Consider the following 21,279-nt stretch of genomic DNA (forward strand, 5'->3'; position numbering starts at 1 on the left):
TGTCATTCCCGAGTAGGCGGGAATGACGTAGTAATTTTACTATATTATTCTATGAACGCAACAATTCTAGTCAAAATAATTACTCCTTTAAGTATTGCATTGGAAAAGCAAGCTAAAATGGTAACAATGTCGGGTGAGGAGGGTATGTTTGGAGTGCTGCCAAGTCACGTTCCGATGATTGTGAGTTTAAAAGCCGGTTTAGTGCAGGTTTATATAGATGATATGCATAAATCCGAAAACACTTATCTTATTTCCGGCGGTGTAACCGAAGTAACGGCAAATTATATTAATATAGCTACGGAAACGGCTATTAACGTTACGAATTTAAGTGAAGCAGAAATAGCAACTAAGCTTCTCGATCTTCAAAAAACTTTATCAGATCAACATTAATTTGTTTGAAAAATCTACGTTTTGGGATAAGGTTATTTTAATGTCATTGCAAGGCTTTTTTCCGTCATTGCGAGGAGCGAGAAGCGACGCGGCAATCTTGTCAAACTTCCTGAGATTGCCACGCAGTTCTACGGCTGCTCGCAATGACGATGTTTATTCCACATAATCAAGTGAGAAACAAATGTCAAAAGTACATAATTCAGAATATATACAAGAGTTATCAGTCGATAATACTTCATACAAAATTTACGATATAAATAAAGCGGCAAGCGATATAGATCTTCCCTTAAAAAAGCTTCCATATAGTTTAAGAGTATTATTTGAGAATGTATTACGTTCTAATGGTTCAAAGCAAAGCTTACTTGTATTTAAAGAATGGCTACAAACTAAAAAATCTGATGCGGAAATAGATTTTATGCCGGCAAGAGTTTTGATGCAGGACTTTACCGGTGTGCCTGCTATTGTAGATTTGGCGGCTATGCGTGATGCGATGAAGAAAATAGGAGGTGATCCGTTAAAAATTAACCCGCTTATTCCTGTTGATTTGGTAATAGACCATTCCGTAAGCGTTGATTCTTATGCAGCTAAGGATTCATTCAATAAAAATGTTCAAATGGAAATGAAACGTAATATAGAGCGTTATGCATTTCTTAAATGGGGGCAGCAAGCATTTAATAATTTTAAAGTAGTGCCGCCGGGTACGGGTATTTGTCATCAGGTAAATTTAGAATATTTAGCAAAAGTCGTGTGGCATAAAGACGGCACCCTTTATCCTGATAGTTTAGTTGGAACGGATAGCCATACAACTATGGTAAACGGTTTATCGGTGCTTGGTTGGGGGGTCGGTGGAATAGAGGCAGAAGCTGCCATGCTAGGTCAACCTCTTACTATGATTCTGCCGGAGGTAGTTGGGGTAAAACTAACAGGAAAATTAACAGGTATAGCTACCGCAACCGATTTAGTTTTAACCGTTACCGAGATGTTGCGGAAAAAGAAAGTAGTAGGTAAATTTGTCGAGTTTTTCGGTGAGGGTCTTAAAAACCTAAAGATTGCCGATCGTGCTACTATTTCTAATATGTCGCCTGAATACGGTGCTACTTGCGGTTTTTTTCCGATTGATCAAGAAACTATAAAATATCTAGAGCTAACAGGTAGAGAAAAAACGCAAATCAGATTAGTAGAGCAATACGCAACCGAGCAGAATCTTTGGTATGATTTTGAACATGCGGTAGAATATACTGAGGTTTTAGAGCTAGATTTATTTATGGTACATAGTGCACTTGCCGGTCCAAAACGTCCGCAAGATCGAGTAAACTTAAATGATGTAGCAAGTAATTTTAAATATGAATTACCGAATTTTGCTTTAGACAATAAAGACATTGATAAAAAATATGCCGTAGCAAATCAGAATTACGAAATTGGTAACGGCGATGTGGTAATTGCAGCAATTACTAGCTGTACTAATACTTCTAATCCTTCGGTTATGATTGGTGCAGCACTTCTTGCTAAAAAAGCACTAGAACACGGGTTAAAGGTAAAACCTTGGGTTAAAACTTCTCTTGCTCCTGGTTCAAAAGTCGTAACGGAATATTTGAAGCTTAGTGGTCTTGATAAATATTTAGATGAATTAGGGTTTAATCTAGTAGGTTATGGCTGCACTACTTGCATCGGTAATTCCGGACCTCTAAATCCAGAAATAGAGGAAACTATTAACAAAAACGGGCTAGTTGTTGTTTCTGTTTTATCTGGTAATAGGAATTTTGAAGGGCGCATTAATCCGCTTACTAAAGCAAGCTATCTCGGCTCGCCTATTTTAGTCGTAGCATATGCACTTAGCGGCACTCTTAATATAGATCTAACAAATATGCCCATAGGAGAAAATATTTATTTAAAAGATCTTTGGCCAAGCAAAGAAGAGATAGATGAAGTTATTGCAAATTCAATTAATTCCTATATGTTTATAGAAAAATATTCTGATATATTTAGCGGAACGAAAGAGTGGAAAGATTTACAGGTTACTAATAGTTCTACTTATAACTGGAATAAGAATAGTACCTATATTAATAATCCGCCTTATTTTAAGGATATAGGCAGCAAGAATAATATACAAGATATAAAATCTGCAAAAATTCTAGCAATTCTCGGTGATTCTATTACTACCGATCATATTTCGCCGGCAGGTAGTATTAGTAAAACCAGCCCTGCTGCTAAATATTTAACGGACCATCATATAGAGCCTCTAGATTTCAACTCTTACGGATCACGTAGAGGAAATCATGAAGTAATGATGCGTGGCACATTTGCTAATATTCGTATAAAAAATGAGATGTGTAAAGGTGTAGAAGGCGGGTTTACCATAAACCAGTTAAATGGCACGCAGCAAACTATCTACGATGCAGCTATGGACTACAAAGCTCATGATGTATCGGTAGTGATTTTTGCAGGTAAAGAATATGGCAGCGGCTCATCTAGAGACTGGGCAGCAAAAGGACCTGGGTTGCTTGGTGTAAAGGCAGTGATTGCCGAGAGCTTTGAGCGAATACATCGCTCAAATTTAGTAGGTATGGGTATTTTACCGCTAACTTTTACCGGCAATAATACAAGATTAGATTTAAAGTTAGACGGTTCAGAAACTATTGACATTACAGGCTTAAGCGAGAATATAAGCTCTTATCATCCTGTTAAATGCGTGATAAAAAAACAAACCGGTGCAATAAGAACAATCGATTTAATATTGCAAATATTTACGGATAATGAGATAAATTATATAAAGCACGGCAGTATTATGCATTTTGTGGTAGAGAGTTTGAAGGGGTAGTTTGCTGGTATCGTCATTGCGAGGCAATTGCGTAGCAATTGTACGTACGTAATCTTGGGAGTTTGTTATTATTTTATGAGATTGCCACGCAGCCTACGGCTGCTCGTAATGACAGCTCAGATAGCCATGCAACAACGCCACATGGGAACGACATAAAGAGGTAAAAATATGGACAAGCATCTTAAAGAATATACCGAGAGTGGTAAGAAAAATTTAATAGTGGTATATATATTATATTTATGCGGGATCGTAGCTCCGATATTGCCGTTAATCGGGGTATTTTTTGCATATCTTAACAAAGATAAAGGCGATAACTTTGCAATTAGTCATTACGTGTTTTTATTTCGTACTTTTTGCCTTGGGGTTCTTGGGTGGATTGTATGTTTTATATTTACGTTTATCATGATTGGAGTAGTACTATACGTTATACTCGCTGTTTGGTATATACTTCGTGTTGCCATCGGTTTTAAATATATGATAGAAGACAAAGCATACCCAAGCCCTATGACTTATTGGATAAAATAAAAATGATAAAGCTGAACGTAGACGGTTCTGAAATAGAAGTATCAGAAGGTAGCACCGTTTATCAAGCCTGTACACAAGCAGGAAAAGAAATCCCTCATTTTTGTTATCATGAGCGTCTAAAAATTGCTGGTAATTGCCGTATGTGCTTGGTTGAAATGGAAAAATCACCAAAGCCTATAGCTTCTTGTGCTATGCCGGTAAGTAACGGTATGGTTATTCATACCGATACGCCGATGGTAAAAAAAGCACGTGAAGGGGTGATGGAGTTTTTACTGATTAACCATCCTTTAGATTGTCCTATTTGTGATCAGGGCGGAGAGTGTAATTTACAGGATCAGGCTTTCAGATACGGCAAAGGTACTAATAGATTCCACGAAAATAAGAGATCTATTAAAGATAAATATATGGGACCGTTGATTAAAACAGCGATGACTAGGTGTATACAATGCACAAGATGTATTAGGTTTGCGAGCGATATAGCGGGAATAGAGGAAATAGGAGCTATTTACCGTGGAGAACACATTGAAGTAACTTCATATTTAGAGCAAACTTTAGATTCCGAAATTTCCGGTAATATGATCGATATTTGTCCCGTCGGTGCTTTGAACTCTAAGCCTTATGCTTTTAAAGCTCGTAAATGGGAGCTAAAACATACCGCTAGCATTGGAGTGCATGATGCCGAAGGCTCTAATATTCGTATTGATAGTAGAGGCGATGAGATAATGAGAATATTACCTCGTATTAATGAAGAAATAAATGAAGAGTGGCTTTCGGATAAGAATCGTTTTAGTTATGATGGTTTAAAATATCAGCGCTTGGATCGTCCTTATATCAGAAAAAACGGTAAGTTAGTAGAAGCTAGCTGGAGTGAAGCTTTAAAGACAGTAACGGATAAAATAAAATCCGTAAAACCAGAAAAGATTGCTGCTATTGCTGGTTCTCTCTCTTCTGTTGAAGCAATGTTTATGTTAAAAACATTATTGCAAAAGCTTGGCTCTAATAATTACAGTGTTAATCAGTTTGACTATAAACTAGATACCATGCAGCGAGGTAATTATTTATTTAATACTACTATTGCAGGGATAGAAAAGGCTGATTTATGTCTGCTAATCGGAGCCAATCCAAGGCAAATAGCTCCAGTATTAAATAGTAGAATAGGTATGCGAGTACGTGCCGACTCACTAAAAGTAGCAAGAATAGGTGGGGGGCATAACCAAACCTATAAAATTCAGAATTTAGGAAGTGATATTAAGATTATTGAGGAGCTAGCCATTGGTACTCATGAGTTTACGAAAGCATTAAAAGCAGCAAAATATCTGATGATTATAGTAGGTAACGGTGTATATGCAAGAGATGACGGATATGCTATATTGTCGCTTATTCATAAGATAGTGACTGAATATAATATTATGCGTGATGATTGGAAAGGTTTTAATATATTGCATAATCACGCTTCTATAGTTGGCGGTCTTGATATTGGTTTTAATACTCCTATTAAGCTCGAAGAGTTGGAACTCGCTTATTTACTTGGAACGGACGCCATCCCAGTTGATAAGCTGAAATCGACTTTTATAATATATCAAGGACATCACGGGGACGCAGGTGCTAGCAGTGCTGATGTAATTTTACCTGCGGCTGCTTATACCGAGCAGAGCGGAATTTACGTAAATTTAGAAGGTAGACCGCAAATAGCAGAAAAAGCAGTATCGCCTGTAGGAGTAGCTAAAGAAGATATAGAAATTATTAAAGAGCTTGCCGGTTATCTAAAAATAGATATCGGAATGGATAATTTGCAAGAAGTAAGAGTAAGACTTGCTAAAGAATATAAGGTATTTGCTAGTATTGATAGAATTATAGAAAATAAATTTAGTAAGTTTAGCTCTAAAGATAAGTTATCAAAAGAGCCTATAACTGCAGAACCTATTAATTATTATATGACTGACGTGATTAGTAAAAATTCGGTCACTATGGCTAAGTGCGTTGAGGCTAAGGAAGCAAGAGACGAGGAGGTGGCATGATGAAAAATATGCTATTCTCACCCCGTATGTCATTCCTGCAAAAGCGGGAATCCAGCTCTTTTTTTGTAAATTATTTTCTGGATTCTCACTTTTGCGGGAATGACATAATAAGAGTACAACTATGCTAGAACTCTTTTTTGAAGATATTTTTCCGTTAATTATCATCGCTCTAAAGGTAGTTGCAATTACTATCCCTTTAATATTGTGCGTTGCGTATTTAACATATGCAGAGCGTCGTGTTATTGGATTAATGCAGCTTCGACGAGGACCTAACGTTGTCGGTCCGTTTGGATTACTTCAGCCTATTGCCGATGCGGTTAAGCTCTTATTCAAAGAGCCGATCATTCCAACCAATTCTGATAAAATATTATTTATTTTAGCACCGATGATAACTTTTATATTAAGTTTAATTGGCTGGGCAGTTATACCCTTTGCAAAGGGCGTAGTTCTGGCAGATATTAATGTAGGTGTTTTATATATTCTTGCTATTTCTTCTTTAAGTGTTTATGGAATTATTATTGCTGGCTGGGCTAGTAACTCAAAATATGCTTTTTTAGGAGCTATACGTTCCTCTGCCCAAATGATTTCTTATGAAGTTTCGATGGGGCTGGTTATTATTACCGTGCTACTTACTACTGGTACTCTCAATTTAAGTGAGATCATTGAAGTACAAAGAACAATGCCGTGGTGGATTGATTTAATGCTACTACCTATGGGTGTCGTGTTTTTTATCTCGGTGCTTGCCGAAACAAATAGATTACCTTTTGATTTACCTGAAGCAGAATCGGAGTTAGTTGCTGGCTATAATGTTGAATATTCCTCTATGGGATTTGCTTTATTTTTTCTAGGTGAATATGCTAATATGATATTAGTTAGTGCAATGACTACGACTTTCTTTTTAGGAGGTTACTTGCCGCCCTTTAATATATCGTGGTTAGATTGTATTCCGGGGTTCTTTTGGTTTGTATTTAAGGTCGGATTCTTATTGTTTTGTTTTTTATGGATTAGAGCGACCTTACCAAGATATCGCTATGACCAATTAATGCGACTTGGCTGGAAAGTATTTTTACCTCTAACTTTATTTTGGGTAGTGTTAGTATCAAGTGTGCTTGTTTATACAGATAATTTACCGAGTATTTAGGTGTTATTATCGTTGTTGCTTGATCGGTTTACCCGTCATTGCGAGGAAATTACGAAGTAATTGACGAAGCAATCTCAGGATATTTGATGAGATTGCCACGCAGCCTACGGCTGCTCGCAATGACAACTCGGTATTCATGCGGGTGATGCCCCGCAGAAATACATCGATCTTTAATATATAATTTTTATGATACACTATTTAAAATCGTTTTTTCTATATGAGATAGTAAGGGGGATGGCTTTGACTTTAAAGTATTTCTTTAAGCCCAAAGTTACCATAAAGTATCCTTATGAAAAAAGCCCTATTAGTCCAAGATTTAAGGGTGAACATGCCCTGCGTCGCTATGAAAACGGTGAAGAACGCTGCATTGCGTGCAAACTCTGTGAGGCGATTTGTCCGGCACAAGCGATAGTAATTGAAGCGGACGAACGAGAAGACGGCAGCAGGCGTACTACTCGTTATGATATAGATATGACAAAATGCATTTATTGCGGATTATGTCAGGAAGCTTGCCCTGTAGATGCAATAGTTGAAGGTCCTAATTTTGAGTTTGCAAGTCTAACTCATACCGCACTTATTTACGATAAGGAAAGATTACTGCAAAATGGCAATAGATGGGAACAGGTACTCGCTAGTAAACTACACAAAGATTACGAGTATAGGTAATATACTCGTTTAATTACTCTTCATTTATTCGGAATATATACGTATATTATGCTATTGTGATTCTGTTAATAGGTTCATTGCAAAAAAGTTAAATTAAAAAAATATATCATGAAAATTCGAACCTTGCATTCGAGATTTCATAAACCTTTGTAATTTAATGCTTGCTTTTCTTTTTTTTGACTTTTATTCTCTTAATTATAAAAACTAAAAAACTATATTCCTACTAGAATAAGAGGAACTCATAAAATATATAGTACTAATGAGCAATATTTAAAGCTAAAATCATATGATAAGGATTTATATGAACAATTAAAAGCCTCCAAAAGAGCTAGAAGACAATAGTTATAAGAATAATATATAAAGTTACTAAAACACATGCTGTAAGTACAATAATTAATTGTTCAATTTGGATTATAGTTAGCCTTATATTTTTTATTGTACATTGGGAGATTTATAAAAATACGCAAAACAATAATAATTAATCAAGCCGTAATATCTGTGCAGATTTTATAGAGCTTTCTAGATGAGAGGATAGAAGAACAATACCGCCGCTATTTGCTTTCATGACAATTAGATTATTGAGTAAAGCCCTATTTTCTTTGCTTAAGTTAGTTTCAACTTCATCAAGTAGCCATAGGTCAGATTGGCAAGCAATAAGCCTTGCTATGGCTACGATTTTCTGCATTCCGCTAGACAAACTATAGCATTTTTTATCTAATAAGTCGTGTAATTTGAAGTAATGAATAGCAGCATATAGGGTTGCAACGGAATTATAAATTTCTGACCAAAATTTTAGATTCTCAAAAACAGTCATTTCTGATTTTAGACCTAAATTATGACCGATATAAGTGCAGTAAAGTTTAGCGATATTGTTAATATTACAGTTTCTATAGTAGATATGACCGCTACTCGGTTGCATAATTCCTGCTATCATTCGTAGCAACGAGCTTTTCCCACAACCGTTAGCTCCTTTTATATATGTTATAGAAGAAGGAAGAAAAGTAATATTTAGATCAAATAAGTTTTTAAATTGTAATTGATGAAGTGATAGCATATCCTTGTTATACCGTAGCTTGACCACGGTATCCATATAAAAGCAATTCAAAATACTAATAATTTTACTAGATATCGTGGTCAAGCCACGGTATTACATCTGTTGCTTTTTAATAAATTTAATTTTCATGATGCTCTTCTGGTGTGGTCCGTTAATGCTGTATTATCTTGTTGATTATTATGACCAATTCCAAGTTTCTCACGAGCATCTCTTCAAGCTTCTTTATGATCTGATGCATCAGGATTTACCACATGACTTATATCTATGCCTGTTACCTTATTAGCTTTTTGACCTAGTTTTTTAGTTGCGTTGTTTAATTCATGGTTTATTTTTTAGGTTCTTTTGCTATTTTTCATATAAATCTCACTTTTAAGTTCTATAATTAGAGTAGTATTTATATTTTTTGTAAGCAATTAAAATTTTACCAGCAAATTTTCCACCGATAAGCTAAATACATTTAAAATAGAACTCGGCATTAGACCAAAGTAAATAATTAATAATATTAAAGGAGCTATTGAGATTATTTCGTATGTATATAAATCTCTGAAATGCATAATTTCTTTATTGGTAATTTCACCGAGCATTACTTCTTTGTATAATTTCAGCATATAAACCGCCCCGAAGATTATGCCGAGAGCTGCTATAAAGGTTGCTACTACATTCACCTTATAAATCCCAAGCAGGCTTAAAAATTCTCCAATAAATCCACTAGTTCCGGGTAACCCGACAGAGCCGAGCATTGCAATCATAAAAAATGCGGCAAGCACCGGCATTTTACTTGCTACACCACCATATTTAGCTATTTCTTTTGTATGTAATCTTTCGTACAAAGTACCGACTATTAAGAATAGACATGAAGAAATCACACCGTGGCTAAGCATCTGAAATATTGCTCCGCTAACTCCGGCTTTAGTAAAGCTAAAAATACCTATCGTAACATATCCCATATGTGCAATAGATGAATATGCTATCATCTTCTTCATATCTTTTTGAGCAAGCGCAACGAGTGATGCATATATTATAGCAATAACGCTAAGGTAAATTACGTAAATTGCAAATTCTTGTGATACACTCGGACATAGAGGTAGTAATACTCTTAAAAAACCGTAACCGCCGAGTTTTAGCAAAATACCGGCAAGAATAACCGAGCCGCTGGTTGGAGCTTGTACGTGTGCATCGGGTAGCCAAGTATGAAAAGGAATAATAGGGATTTTAACGGCAAAAGCAATAAAGATAGTCCACCATAAAATTTGCTGAGCAAATAATGGAATATTATCGGTAAGCTGAAAGATATAGGTTAAATCAAAGCTATGCATTTTGCTATAAATATAAATTAATGAAAGTAGGAAAAATACAGAACCAAAGAACGTGTATAAGAAGAATTTAAGAGCCGCATATATTCTATTCTTGCCACCCCATACGCCGATAATAATATACATCGGCACTAATATTGCTTCAAAAAACAGATAAAATAATAGTAAATTTACCGAGGTAAATGCCCCTATACAAAAAGATTCCATTAATAAGAAACATACCAAATATTCTTTAATATATTTTTTAACGGTAAATAAGCTTCCAATTATACAAATAAGAGTAAGAAAAGAAGTTAGAACCACAAAAAATATTGATATACCGTCAACGCCTACATGGAATTCAAGCCCGATCTTATCAAGCCAAGCGTAGCGTTCAACGAATTGATAAGCGGGGTTTGAGGAGTCAAACTCTATTAAAATATAGATAGTTGAGATGAATGTTAAAACAGAACTAAGCACTGCAACATACATTATATATATCGGTTTATCTGCTTTTTTACTTTGACTAATAAACAGCAAAATATATAGCACGCTTATTAGCGGCAGAAAAATACTGATAGATATAATAGGTAATTCTAACATTCTTTAAGATTTTATGAGTTTTTTTCCGTCATGGCGAAGCAAATTACGAAGTAATTGACAAAGCAATCTCAGGAATTTGTTATTATTTTATGAGATTGCCATGCTCTTTACGTTCGCTCGCAATGACGGTTTTAGTTTTTAACGCAAATAAATCAGTACATTATGTTTTTCCAAACAAAATAACTAATTGTTACAACAATAAATGATACTATATACAAAGCATAATTAAAAACATATCCTGTTTGTATTTTGCCGGTAAGAACGCTAAAGCAATTAACGACTCGTGAAAAACCGTTTGGTCCAAAACGATCGATTATTTGCTGATCGCCAAGATAAAATAAAGAAGCTAAACAGTTAATAGGTTTCACAATTAAGCAATTATATATTTCATCGAAGTAATATTTATTGCGTAATATGTTGGAAATTAATACAAGGGGTGTCATCCCGCGGCTTGACCGCAGGATCCAGGCGTTTTTAATATTTTTACTGGATTTCCGCTTTTGCGGGAATGACATAACAGTACTTGACTTATATAAGTAAATCCCAGTAACAATTCCCACTATACCGACTGCCATAGGTAGTAGCTTAATATATAAAGGCGGGTGGCTAATTAGTAATTTATAAATATGTAAATTAAATAGGCTTGTATGGAAATAACCGTTTGGTTTGTCCATAGCAAGTAAATAATAGCCGATCATACCGCTAAAAAAGCTCCCGGCGACAAGTAATATAAGTGGATTATTCATTACTTTAGCCGGTTCGTGAGCATACTCAAAAACATCTTTTTCTAGCTTAGTTTTGCCATGAAATACCAACATAATAATCTTCATTGAATAAATAGCGGTAAGTATTGCTGCTGCTATTCCAAAAATAAACATAAACGAGCCGCTACTATAAGCCGCTTCTAAAATCGAGTCTTTAGAGTAAAATCCTGCCAAAGGATAAATCCCTATTAGTGCAAGTGAGCCGATTAAGAAGTTGCCATAAGTTACCGGCATTTTATTTCTTAAATCACCCATTTTAAAAATATCCTGCTCGTGAACGGCATGTATTACGCTGCCGGCTGATAAGAATAATAAGGCCTTAAAAAAGGCATGAGTTACTAAGTGAAATATTCCGCTATTATAGGCAGATACTCCGCACGCCATGAACATATAACCAAGCTGACTGCAAGTTGAGTAAGCAATAATCTTCTTGATATCGCTCTGCATAATAGCAATGCTTGCAGCAAAAAGACAAGTAACACCGCCGATAATCGTAATAAATTGTAAAATTAAAGGGCTATATTCAAATAAATACGAACAGCGTGCTACTAAGAATACTCCTGCCGTTACCATGGTTGCTGCATGAATAAGTGCAGATACCGGAGTCGGTCCTTCCATCGCATCAGGAAGCCATACATGTAAACCGATCTGTGCAGATTTACCCATACAACCGATGAATAATAATAAACAAATAATGTCTAGAATAGAAAAATGTAAAAATATTTTTATATTAGATAATAATTCTGCAGATGACAATACATCTTTGTAATTTGCTGAGCCACAATAAACAATAATCGTCATTACGCCTAAGATAAAAGCAAAATCGCTGGCTCTATTTATTATAAAAGCTTTAATCGCTGCTTTATTGGCTGATTCTTTTGAATACCAAAAACCTATTAGTAAATATGAGCAAATGCCGACGCCCTCCCAACCGAAAAATAACTGTAAGAAATTATCGCTAGATACTAGTATTAACATAAAAAAAGTGAATAAAGAAAGAAAAGACAAGAAGCGTATAATCCCCTTATCTTCGGCCATATAGCCAAGCGAGTAGATATGCACGATGCTTGACACCCATGTTACGGCTATAAACATTATGCTAGTTAGCTGATCGATATAAATCGACCAATTTACTTTAAAATTTCCAACCTCAATCCATGGTAATAATTTAATATGGATTATATTCCCGTCTAAGCCTGCATCGCAAAATATTATTAATGAGAATAAGGCAGATAAAGATAAAAAGCCGGTTGCAATTACTTGCGCTAATTTTTTGTCTATTACCCTTACGAATAACCCATTTATTATGCTAGATGCAAGCGGTAACATGATGATCATTATGCAAATATTTTGATACATCATTATCCCCACATCTGATTAATGTCAGTAATTTCAATGGAGCCTTTATTACGGAAATATATTAGTAATATTGCAAGTCCGATTGAGGTTTCGGCAGCTGCTACGGTTAAGAGTATAATACTAAAAATTTGTCCCGATAATTCTTGCATATATACGGAAAATGCAACAAAATTTATGTTAACTGCAAGCAGCATTAACTCAATAGACATTAATATATTGATAATATTTTTGCGATGCATAAATAATCCAAACATTCCGATAGTAAAAACTAAGCTGCTTAAGATTAAATAATGATTAAGCGAAATATATTCATTCATATTTAATATTCTCAACACCTTTATTTAGAATAGGCTTTGTCATTAATACGGTATTTTCTTTATTGTGATGTAGTTGTTTTGATATATCTTGACGTTTTACTCCCTCACGCTTCTTTAGTGTTAACGTAATACATGCAATCATAGCGACAAATAATATAAGGCCCGCCATTTGAAACGGTAGCATAAAGTCTGTGTAGAGTACGCCTCCTATTGCTTTAGTATTTGAGATATTATTTGTTAAGGTAAACGATACATTGGAGTTGAAATTAATATTTTTAGTACCAAGTAAAATAATTATTACTAAATCGGCAAACATAATCAAAGCTATAAAAATACTTAAAGCTAGATTTGCTTTTAGCTGTGTTATGTTCTTATTAAAATGCATATCTAGCATCATTATCACAAATAAGAATAATACTGCTACAGCTCCAACATAAATCACTATCAGCATCATAGCTAAAAATTCTGCTCCAAGCAAAATCATAAGCCCTGCACCGTTGATAAATGCAAAAATTAACCATAATACCGAATATACGGAATTTTTGCTTAAGACAACGCATACGCTACTGATAGTTATTAACGTTGCAAATAAATAAAAAAATATAGGCATGGTGTTTATATAGGTTGTGTCTTATCTCTATTTTATCCTCGTAAAACTCGTTTCACAACATTAGGTTCTTTCTCAATAATATTAAGAAGTAATTTTGCAGCTCCGGTAGGTAATCTTCTGCCTTGTTCCCAGTTTCTTAAAGTTGCAACACTCACTCCAAATGTTGTAGCAAATTGTTGTTGTGTTAATTTTAACTTATCTCTTGCTTCATGCACGTCTATATTAGATAATTTTATATCATGTTTATTTGCTTTTAATTTTCCTTTAGTGTATAAAACAGCCTCTTGCATTCCAATTAATATACTTTTGTCGGTTTGATTAGTATTTTTATTATTTATTTTTGCCTCGTCCGACATATAATGTTCCAATTCTTCAGTTAGTTTTTTTAATTCATTACAACTATTATGATTAATATTTTCCATCTTACTTTTTATAAAACCGGTTATTAAAAATACCGGCATATTTTCATTGTAGTAAAAATAAATTATTCTTATACTGCCACTTTTACCTTTATTATTACTACTTAAAGTAAATCGTAACTTTCTTCTTATACCTCCAGTGCCTTTTATTATATCACCTTGGTCAGGATTAGCAGCAATGTAAGGTATTATTTCAAAGCATTCTTTTTCATTTAAATTATTCTTTTTTTACTCATAATAATTATACGCCATTGGCGTAGGAGAATCAATAAATAATTTTTGTTTAGTATCATGGATACCGTGGCAAGACCACGGTATGACAGAGTGCAAATTGGCTACACCAACAAAGCATTAGAAGAAAATTTCTTGATCATCGGAATAAATAAGCTTTCTAGTTCTTTGCGTATTTCTGCCTTGTTTTCTACTTTTTGACCTTCTTTACTTAAAGTTAACTCGCCTTTTTCTACATGACCAAGTACAGCCTCAATGATTGCTTTTTTATCATGTTTACCATCCATATATCTAAGTGCAAACTTCTCAAAGAAATTAACGCCGATCGGTTCATGTTTTAAATTTGTAACCCACATAGAAGGTGTATGGGTTGCTTGATGTATCACCATTTTTGTTGTTTTAGGCTTATCAAGCTCAGGGTTATTTCGATGCTTCTGATTTGTAATACTAATATAACCTTGTAGTACTAGCTTCATTGCATTATTTAAAAGCTCAGCTTTGATTTCGTTTAATTTAGTATTATGTAGCTTTTTATTAGCTTCAGTGGTTATTTTCTCAAAGCTTAACGGATTATTTAGATTTTCGCTGAAAGTGTATAAAATAGCTTTCATATAAGGCGAACTAGTTGTTAAGTTAGAGTCTTGATTGCCGTTTAAGAAGAATTTTAAATTTTCGGAAGCATTATTAAGATCTACTTCTTTGAGTGGTTTTTCAGGCACTATATTAAAGATTATATTAAATTTCGTTATATCATCATTGTTAATATTTCTATTAATTTTCACATCACTATGACATAGTAAAGTGGTTCTAAAACGACGATTCGTAATGAAATCCATATATTGTTCGGTTCTAACTATATCGTTTACCGCTTTTAACTGCTCTACTACTTTCGGCGGCATATTACCGAGATACATAGTCGAAAGATTACAATCGGCTAAATATTGTAAATTGTGCTTTCTTGCTTCATTCATAAATTCATGGAAGTAGAATTGAGCATTTTCTTCTTCTAGATGATCATGACGTAAATAATGATCGGTTTGTGTAGCAAGTAGCCCTGCTTCGGTTTTTAATGCTTCTGCATAAGGAGTTTTAGAATTTTCTAAGCTATCCTTAACAAATTCTAGTAACAATCTAGATTGAGCTATTCTATCCCGTACATTTGCAAATGAGTTAGAATGATACATCATCATATCTCTAATAGTACGGACCATATTCCAGCCAGGGAGGGTATTATAGCTAATATATGTTATTCCGTTTGGACTAAGATTTTTATTACAAACTTCAAAAATTTTATCTCTAACGGTTTTTGGTACCCAAGAAATTACGCCATGGCAAATTATATAATCAAACTTACCGAAAGAATCGTTAATATCAGTTATCGAACAATGATGGAACTCTATATTTTTTAATCCTAGTGCTTTAACATTTTTACTTGCTTCGTCAATTTGTACCTTAGACAAATCAACCCCAACAAAATAAGCTTTTGGATAAAGAACTGCATGTGGTATTAAATTACCGCCTGCTGCACAACCAAGCTCTAATATTTTTGCATTCTCGACTTCAGGAGCATTTACACCGAAAAGAGTTGCAAGTGTACTTAAGTGATAAGGATTTGTAAGAGCATATGGGTAGCTTTCATACGGTATTTCATCATAAGTGTTATGATCTGAAACCACACCGTTAACAACGGATTGTGCGGAATGTGTTTGTTTTGCCATCTTATCATGACCGTTAGGGGTAGAAGAAGAGTTAGTAGCTTTTGGAGACATATTTTTCCCTTATATAGTTGAATTATTCGTGTCATCCCGCGGGATGATGACATTGTAGCTTTCATATAAATATTTCACAGAATTATTAAAATGGCAATCTATAAGTAAATCCTATGCCAAATTCTCCAACGGTTATAGTTTTTTTGATAGGATTTGTTGGCACGAATTGCCCCGTTTTCATATCAAGCGTATCATAATTAATTCTTACTCTATATGCCGTTTGTAATTTTGCAGTTGCATCAATACTTAAATTTGAAGTTACATCTTGTGAAATTCCAAGACCTGCTTGCCAAGCAACACAATTTTTATGAGTTTTTCTTACTTTAAAATAATCGCTATTTATAACACTCCACCTAGAAGAGGTAGGCTTAACTTTTACTTGTGCTATTCCACCTCCAAGTATTACAAAAGGTGTGAAAGTTTTTATTTTTTCTAAATCATAAATAAGATTTAGCATATATAGATTTGATAATACGGTAGTATTACCTGGGGTTTTAGGAATAGTGAGACCATTACTTAAATTTTGCTGAGGTAATACGTAATGCAGACTATATTTAGGTTGATAAGTTGCTGAGAATTCAATAGCTATCTGTGGATATATTATATAGCCTATTTTTCCACTATACATACTTGATTTTTTTAAAATTATTTCGGTATTTGAGTGTTTATGTCGGAATTTACTAACGACCGGTTCAATTATTTCGCCTTCTACTCCTATATAGAACCCTGTTTCTTTTGCGAAAGCAATGTTATTAAAAATGATAATAGTAATAAAAAATAATTTATTTTAGTAATTTAGTCATTATAATTGCTTAAAAAATAAAAAAATATTATATACCCCCTTCATTAATGGTCAATCATATTTTTCCTAATTATGGAAGCAATTATACCAAATAGTAATAAAGTAATAGTTACAGTGAACGCAACATATTCTGGAATCGCTATATAATGATGAATAAATATTTTAAAGCTGATAAATATTAAAATTAAAGCCAAAGAATATTTTATATAACTGAAACGTTCTACAATTTCTGCTAAACAAAAGAATAACGCTCTAAGCCCTAAAATAGCAAAAATATTTGAAGTATAAATTATATAAACATCATTAGTAATTGCGAATATTGCCGGTATACTATCTATAGCAAAGACTAAATCTATTGCTTCTATCAGTACTAGAGATATAAAAAGGGGGGTGCAATATAGTTTGTTATTACGTTTAACAACAAATTTATTCCCTTCAAGGTTAGGGGTAATATTTAGATTTTTTATTATTGACTTGTAAATATAAGAATTCTGTATATCAAAAGTTTTATGTGATACATAGAAAGTTTTTATACCTGTAGCAATAAGTATTACGGCAAAAATATATAATAACCAGGCAAATTTATTTATAAGAATAATACCGCCGTAAATCATTACAGCTCTGAATATTATTACGCCTATTATACCGAAAAATAAAACACGATGTTGATATTGCCAGGGAATTTTAAAAAATTGGAAAATAATAGAGATAACAAAAATATTATCAAGTGACATAGCTTTCTCAATGAGAAAGCAAGTATAATATTCACGAGCATGATCTGCCCCCGTATTATAGTAAACATAGATACCGAATAAACAAGCTATTACAAGATAGAAAAGACTAAAAAGTATGCTTGCTTTAAAGCTCATTATGGTATTTTTTTTGTGTATTATTCCCAAATCGAGAATCAGTAAAGCAGCGATTACCGTATAAAAAATAATCCAACTCATTTATTTATCTCTTCATTTTATATTGCATGTGGAAATATAGTCCTCCATCAAACATAACTCTTAGCTGGAATCTTATAGTATTTTCTCCTTGTTTTAAATAACGCTTTATATCAATCGGTAAATTTTTAGCTTGTAATGCTTGACCTTGGTCATTGCCATTGTTACAGTACCTTTTCTCATCTAGAGAATCAATGTTAGTAGGAAAGCTAAGTAACTTCGTGCCGTTGACATATATTAATGTGCAATCATCATACCATAAATCTTTTACTTCAAAATACTCAATATCGTCCATTATTGCATCTAAAGTTACTTTGAATTCTACAGTATGCAATATTGTATTGTCCGGTTTATTTGTTGCAGTTATACGTGCTCCATCCTTTGGAAATGCCATAATGCTCCCATGTGGTACCGGTTTTTTGTTGAAGATATAGTCACCTATTTGAGTTACCGGATTATAAGGGGTCTCAAGTAATTGGTCTGATGGAAAGTCGTTATAACCAACTTTTATGGGGAATCCTTTAAATTTTCTACAGCCGACATTGTGGCCTAAAGGTTCAAACTCGACAACCTTTCTATCAAAATATGATAAACAATGGCGTTCTATAGGTTTATTAGGATCAATAGGTATCCAATTCGTCGGGCATTTTCCTTTTGCAAGTTCTCCTATATCGCTTTCAGGCCATTCTGCATTACCGTGATTGTTACCGGAAGGAGCTTTCTCTGTGCTAGGAATTTTAGCACAAGTAGGTACTAATATAGGAGCACAAAGATTTAGCTCTTGCCAAGTTTTATCTCTTACATCCTCAGTCTCAGCGTTATATGTCGGCTCAGGAGGAGTATTGTTATCTCCTTTTGTATATGTCACTGTATAATATTTTGAAGGATCTACCGGTACTAATATTGGTCCTATGTTAGGTTTCGGCTCGATTCTATCTGTATAATCCCTACTTAAAACACATATTGGAGTATTAGCCTTATCGTTATTGGTATAGCATTTACTCGGAATCTTATTTATATTGCAAGTATAAATTGTAATACCTCTTCCTGGACCTGACACTGTTTCTTCTAGAGTACAGCGCGTTAGATCTATATCTTTTTTACATAAGCCAAGATTTGGATATTTAACGTTATATTTATTTTTAAAATCTTTGCAATTTATAGTATCATTGTTGTTGAGTTTAGCAAGTACACAATTTGTTGAGTCATGATTGTAACCAGGCATAGGTGATCCATCAGGTAAAGTAGGACGCAGCATAGGGTTACAATGTTGGAAATTTTTCGGCATCAAGCAGGCATGCGTTCCACCTTGGATATATTTACCATTTATATATTCTAAATATTTTAAATATACCGCACTTGAGTCAGGATTTCCATTACTATCATAAGGTGCTTTATCGTCTTTATATTTACCGTGAATAGTCAACTGATTTAGAGTATTCTCTCCTGAAAACGGCATAGCAATATATTTATCTTCCTTTGGATTTTTAGGTATAAACGCAACGGAAGAACTATACTTATAACCGGCAAGCATTACTATGCTTTCTGTGTCAGTGGGGTTGGGAGGTGGAGGTCCGGCGTATGCTAACGGCGTTACAAGAGTGCTTGTTTCATCTATGATATTGTCGCCTTCTCTTACTTGTACTGACGCAATGAATTGCGGTTTATAATAAGCATCGTTGGGATTGCTATTATTAGTACAGGTAATTCCGGCATATTGCTTTGCACATTCATAAGCAGCTAAGCTGTAAGAATGATTTACTCGTGGTACACAATCTATTAAATTACCGGACTCAAATAAGCAAATATTATTAGGATTTTGCTTATCGTCTTCGGTATTACTAATAGAGACATAAAGCTTTCTATCTTTACCATTGTTGTCTTTTAAGATGACATCTGTCTTTATAGGCATTAAGCTAGTTGTATCTTGCTTTTGTACCTCAGGAAATTTTACGCTTACATCCTTAAATTCACCGATATTAACTCCCCACACTTTTTGACAGGTAGTTGAATTAGAACTTGGACAGTCCGGTATATCGCTTATGTAGTAATCGCTGGGTGTTTCTACATTTCCAATTTTCTGCGAATATACTATTCTAAATCCCTCATTACAACCGTTAGCCGTAACACTACATGGCGTAGAAATTTCTGTATTAATACATGGAGTGTTGCCTGAAGTATTCTTACACGATTTAATTAAATCTTTAAAAGCCGTATTAGTATGAGTAATTTTTGCTGAAGAAAAATCTATATTACGTGGTTCTACACAAGTTTTGAGGTCAGAGCGAGAACTCGTGCAAAGCGGAACAAGATTGCTAAAGCTAACACGTATGGTATTATTAACAATATTGTTTTTAACATTAATATTAGATGGCACTACACAAGCCGGATTAGTAGAAGATTGGTCAAACTGGCCGCTTGCATCTTTTATGCTACATACATTATGAGCACTCGCACTAGTGCTAATATAATCTAAATTTGGACAATATGGTGGTGGAAAAGGCCCTAAAGGTAATTGTACACAACCAAAAGAATAGCTATCTACAGCACCGTTTAATGACCCAAGTGTTTCAATAATTTTTATTGTTAAAGCAGGAAAAAAATTAAAAATCTCTCCTATTGCATTAAGTATTGATTGCAGTACTTTTATAAATTCTGAATTTTGATCTATCATACCAAGAAGCTGCCCTAATAAACTTGGTAAACTTGCTCCTTTTATCGTTTCAACTAAAAATTTTAATACTTTTGCAATAGGGCTAAGTTTGTTAGTGTGATGAAGAGGTTGACGATTAGGATTCCAGTCCATCGGATCAAGATGTACACCAGAATCTGAAACAAGGTTAACAAGTCCAGGATCGCTATAAGCACAAAGTTTAGGAGGTTTTAAAGCAATTATTTTTCCGTCTATACCGATTATCTTATTATCAGTTTCTGTATAACCGACTTTATTGAGATGTACTCCATCGGTATAACCTGGATCTGCAGGGGAAGGTGGGGCATTTATCCCGGGATGTGGAGGCATATCCGGTACGGCAACTCTAGCACAGACTCTAGTTAGAGGTATACCGTAACCTGTAGGCCATAATACACATTCTCCATCCCAATTTAAAGTAGAGTTTTGGTGCCAACAAGCTATGGCATTACAGTTTTGAACTCTAATACGAATTTTTGGAGTAAAGTAACTACTATCAGGAGCTTCTTCTGCACATCTATTGAGTAAAAAACCGATAAATATACCTGGGTAATCAAATTTTAATAAACAAGTATCATTATTACGACCGTCGCTTTTATTCCAAGGAGGACATAATGTGCCTGGTTTAAAAGGTCCTCTTGGCTTTGCATTGATGCCTCCATCCTTATTCCAAATTTCCGTTCTCTCACTTTGATCGCAATTACATGGATCGCTAAGACAAGTGACTATATCATCCCAAATAGATGCATATACATTAAATGAGAAAAATGAAAATAAGAAAAATAGTAAATATTTTTTTAACACTTTGAGTATTCTTTATGCTCGTTGTTTTTATAGTTCATAATAAATTTAATAAATTATT

At 34.2% G+C, this 21,279-nt stretch carries 16 protein-coding genes; 6 read left to right on the plus strand and 10 right to left on the minus strand.

Translation table 11 applies throughout. The annotated features are described in order from the left end of the window. Positions 1–51: 51 nt before the first annotated feature. From ABVF33_RS00225 to nuoI, 6 genes are all read left to right on the plus strand, one after another. A complete protein-coding gene (locus tag ABVF33_RS00225) occupies positions 52–390 on the plus strand; it encodes a F0F1 ATP synthase subunit epsilon (protein ID WP_004997326.1) in 339 nt (112 codons plus the stop codon). A 181-nt stretch (positions 391–571) separates the two neighbouring features. Continuing rightward, the gene (gene acnA / locus ABVF33_RS00230) at positions 572–3,208 is read left to right on the plus strand and encodes an aconitate hydratase AcnA (protein WP_499705806.1); all 2,637 of its coding nucleotides are present in this window, start codon (positions 572–574) and stop codon (positions 3,206–3,208) included. 168 nt (positions 3,209–3,376) lie between these two features. Further along, entirely contained in the window at positions 3,377–3,733 is a 357-nt protein-coding gene (locus ABVF33_RS00235; protein WP_499705807.1) for a DUF4870 family protein, read from the plus strand. Positions 3,734–3,735: 2 nt separating this feature from the next. Continuing rightward, positions 3,736–5,751, plus strand: a complete 2,016-nt coding sequence (nuoG, locus tag ABVF33_RS00240) for an NADH-quinone oxidoreductase subunit NuoG (RefSeq protein WP_499705808.1) — start codon at positions 3,736–3,738, stop codon at positions 5,749–5,751. Positions 5,752–5,872: 121 nt separating this feature from the next. Continuing rightward, entirely contained in the window at positions 5,873–6,892 is a 1,020-nt protein-coding gene (nuoH, locus tag ABVF33_RS00245) for an NADH-quinone oxidoreductase subunit NuoH (protein ID WP_499705809.1), read from the plus strand. Positions 6,893–7,078: 186 nt separating this feature from the next. Beyond that, entirely contained in the window at positions 7,079–7,558 is a 480-nt protein-coding gene (gene nuoI / locus ABVF33_RS00250; RefSeq protein WP_499705810.1) for an NADH-quinone oxidoreductase subunit NuoI, read from the plus strand. A 478-nt stretch (positions 7,559–8,036) separates the two neighbouring features. Here the strand turns inward: nuoI and ccmA are convergent, their stop codons facing one another. The 10 genes from ccmA to ABVF33_RS00300 all read right to left on the minus strand — a co-directional run bounded on the left by ccmA (position 8,037) and on the right by ABVF33_RS00300 (position 21,221). Then, the gene (ccmA, locus tag ABVF33_RS00255) at positions 8,037–8,612 is read right to left on the minus strand and encodes a heme ABC exporter ATP-binding protein CcmA (RefSeq protein WP_499705811.1); all 576 of its coding nucleotides are present in this window, start codon (positions 8,610–8,612) and stop codon (positions 8,037–8,039) included. A gap of 413 nt (positions 8,613–9,025) precedes the next feature. Continuing rightward, the gene (locus ABVF33_RS00260) at positions 9,026–10,507 is read right to left on the minus strand and encodes an NADH-quinone oxidoreductase subunit M (protein ID WP_499705812.1); all 1,482 of its coding nucleotides are present in this window, start codon (positions 10,505–10,507) and stop codon (positions 9,026–9,028) included. Between the two features lie 152 nt (positions 10,508–10,659). Continuing rightward, positions 10,660–12,633, minus strand: coding sequence for an NADH-quinone oxidoreductase subunit L (gene nuoL / locus ABVF33_RS00265; protein ID WP_499705813.1), 1,974 nt, complete (start codon positions 12,631–12,633; stop codon positions 10,660–10,662). Continuing rightward, complete coding sequence (gene nuoK / locus ABVF33_RS00270) at positions 12,633–12,947, minus strand: NADH-quinone oxidoreductase subunit NuoK (RefSeq protein ID WP_041471958.1); 315 nt, start codon at positions 12,945–12,947, stop codon at positions 12,633–12,635. The genes nuoL and nuoK overlap by 1 nt, the downstream gene beginning before the upstream one ends. After that, positions 12,940–13,557, minus strand: coding sequence for an NADH-quinone oxidoreductase subunit J (locus ABVF33_RS00275; protein ID WP_499705814.1), 618 nt, complete (start codon positions 13,555–13,557; stop codon positions 12,940–12,942). The genes nuoK and ABVF33_RS00275 overlap by 8 nt, the downstream gene beginning before the upstream one ends. A 32-nt stretch (positions 13,558–13,589) precedes the next feature. Continuing rightward, positions 13,590–14,168 carry a helix-turn-helix domain-containing protein gene (locus tag ABVF33_RS00280; RefSeq protein WP_499706115.1) on the minus strand — a complete coding sequence of 193 codons (579 nt, stop codon included), beginning with the start codon at positions 14,166–14,168 and terminating at the stop codon, positions 13,590–13,592. A gap of 143 nt (positions 14,169–14,311) precedes the next feature. Next, the gene (locus ABVF33_RS00285) at positions 14,312–15,976 is read right to left on the minus strand and encodes a methyltransferase regulatory domain-containing protein (RefSeq protein ID WP_499705815.1); all 1,665 of its coding nucleotides are present in this window, start codon (positions 15,974–15,976) and stop codon (positions 14,312–14,314) included. An 85-nt stretch (positions 15,977–16,061) separates the two neighbouring features. Next, on the minus strand, positions 16,062–16,748 hold the full coding sequence (locus ABVF33_RS00290; protein ID WP_499706116.1) for an outer membrane protein: 687 nt from the start codon (positions 16,746–16,748) through the stop codon (positions 16,062–16,064). A gap of 74 nt (positions 16,749–16,822) precedes the next feature. After that, positions 16,823–17,728, minus strand: a complete 906-nt coding sequence (locus tag ABVF33_RS00295; RefSeq protein WP_499705816.1) for a TerC/Alx family metal homeostasis membrane protein — start codon at positions 17,726–17,728, stop codon at positions 16,823–16,825. A gap of 4 nt (positions 17,729–17,732) precedes the next feature. Then, complete coding sequence (locus tag ABVF33_RS00300; RefSeq protein ID WP_499705817.1) at positions 17,733–21,221, minus strand: hypothetical protein; 3,489 nt, start codon at positions 21,219–21,221, stop codon at positions 17,733–17,735. Between the last annotated feature and the right edge of the window lie 58 nt (positions 21,222–21,279).

The sequence above is a fragment of the Candidatus Rickettsia barbarica genome (assembly GCF_041477405.1).
In the GTDB taxonomy this organism is placed as follows: domain Bacteria; phylum Pseudomonadota; class Alphaproteobacteria; order Rickettsiales; family Rickettsiaceae; genus Rickettsia; species Rickettsia rickettsii.

Coding starts and splice junctions, on each gene's coding strand:
- nuoK (WP_041471958.1), bottom strand. CDS start 12,947: ATGAATGAATATATTTCGCTTAATCATTATTTAATCTTAAGCAGCTTA.
- ABVF33_RS00285 (WP_499705815.1), bottom strand. CDS start 15,976: ATGTCTCCAAAAGCTACTAACTCTTCTTCTACCCCTAACGGTCATGAT.
- nuoL (WP_499705813.1), bottom strand. CDS start 12,633: ATGATGTATCAAAATATTTGCATAATGATCATCATGTTACCGCTTGCA.
- ABVF33_RS00295 (WP_499705816.1), bottom strand. CDS start 17,728: ATGAGTTGGATTATTTTTTATACGGTAATCGCTGCTTTACTGATTCTC.
- acnA (WP_499705806.1), top strand. CDS start 572: ATGTCAAAAGTACATAATTCAGAATATATACAAGAGTTATCAGTCGAT.
- ABVF33_RS00225 (WP_004997326.1), top strand. CDS start 52: ATGAACGCAACAATTCTAGTCAAAATAATTACTCCTTTAAGTATTGCA.
- ccmA (WP_499705811.1), bottom strand. CDS start 8,612: ATGCTATCACTTCATCAATTACAATTTAAAAACTTATTTGATCTAAAT.
- ABVF33_RS00260 (WP_499705812.1), bottom strand. CDS start 10,507: ATGTTAGAATTACCTATTATATCTATCAGTATTTTTCTGCCGCTAATA.
- ABVF33_RS00275 (WP_499705814.1), bottom strand. CDS start 13,557: ATGCCTATATTTTTTTATTTATTTGCAACGTTAATAACTATCAGTAGC.
- ABVF33_RS00235 (WP_499705807.1), top strand. CDS start 3,377: ATGGACAAGCATCTTAAAGAATATACCGAGAGTGGTAAGAAAAATTTA.
- nuoG (WP_499705808.1), top strand. CDS start 3,736: ATGATAAAGCTGAACGTAGACGGTTCTGAAATAGAAGTATCAGAAGGT.
- nuoH (WP_499705809.1), top strand. CDS start 5,873: ATGCTAGAACTCTTTTTTGAAGATATTTTTCCGTTAATTATCATCGCT.
- nuoI (WP_499705810.1), top strand. CDS start 7,079: ATGATACACTATTTAAAATCGTTTTTTCTATATGAGATAGTAAGGGGG.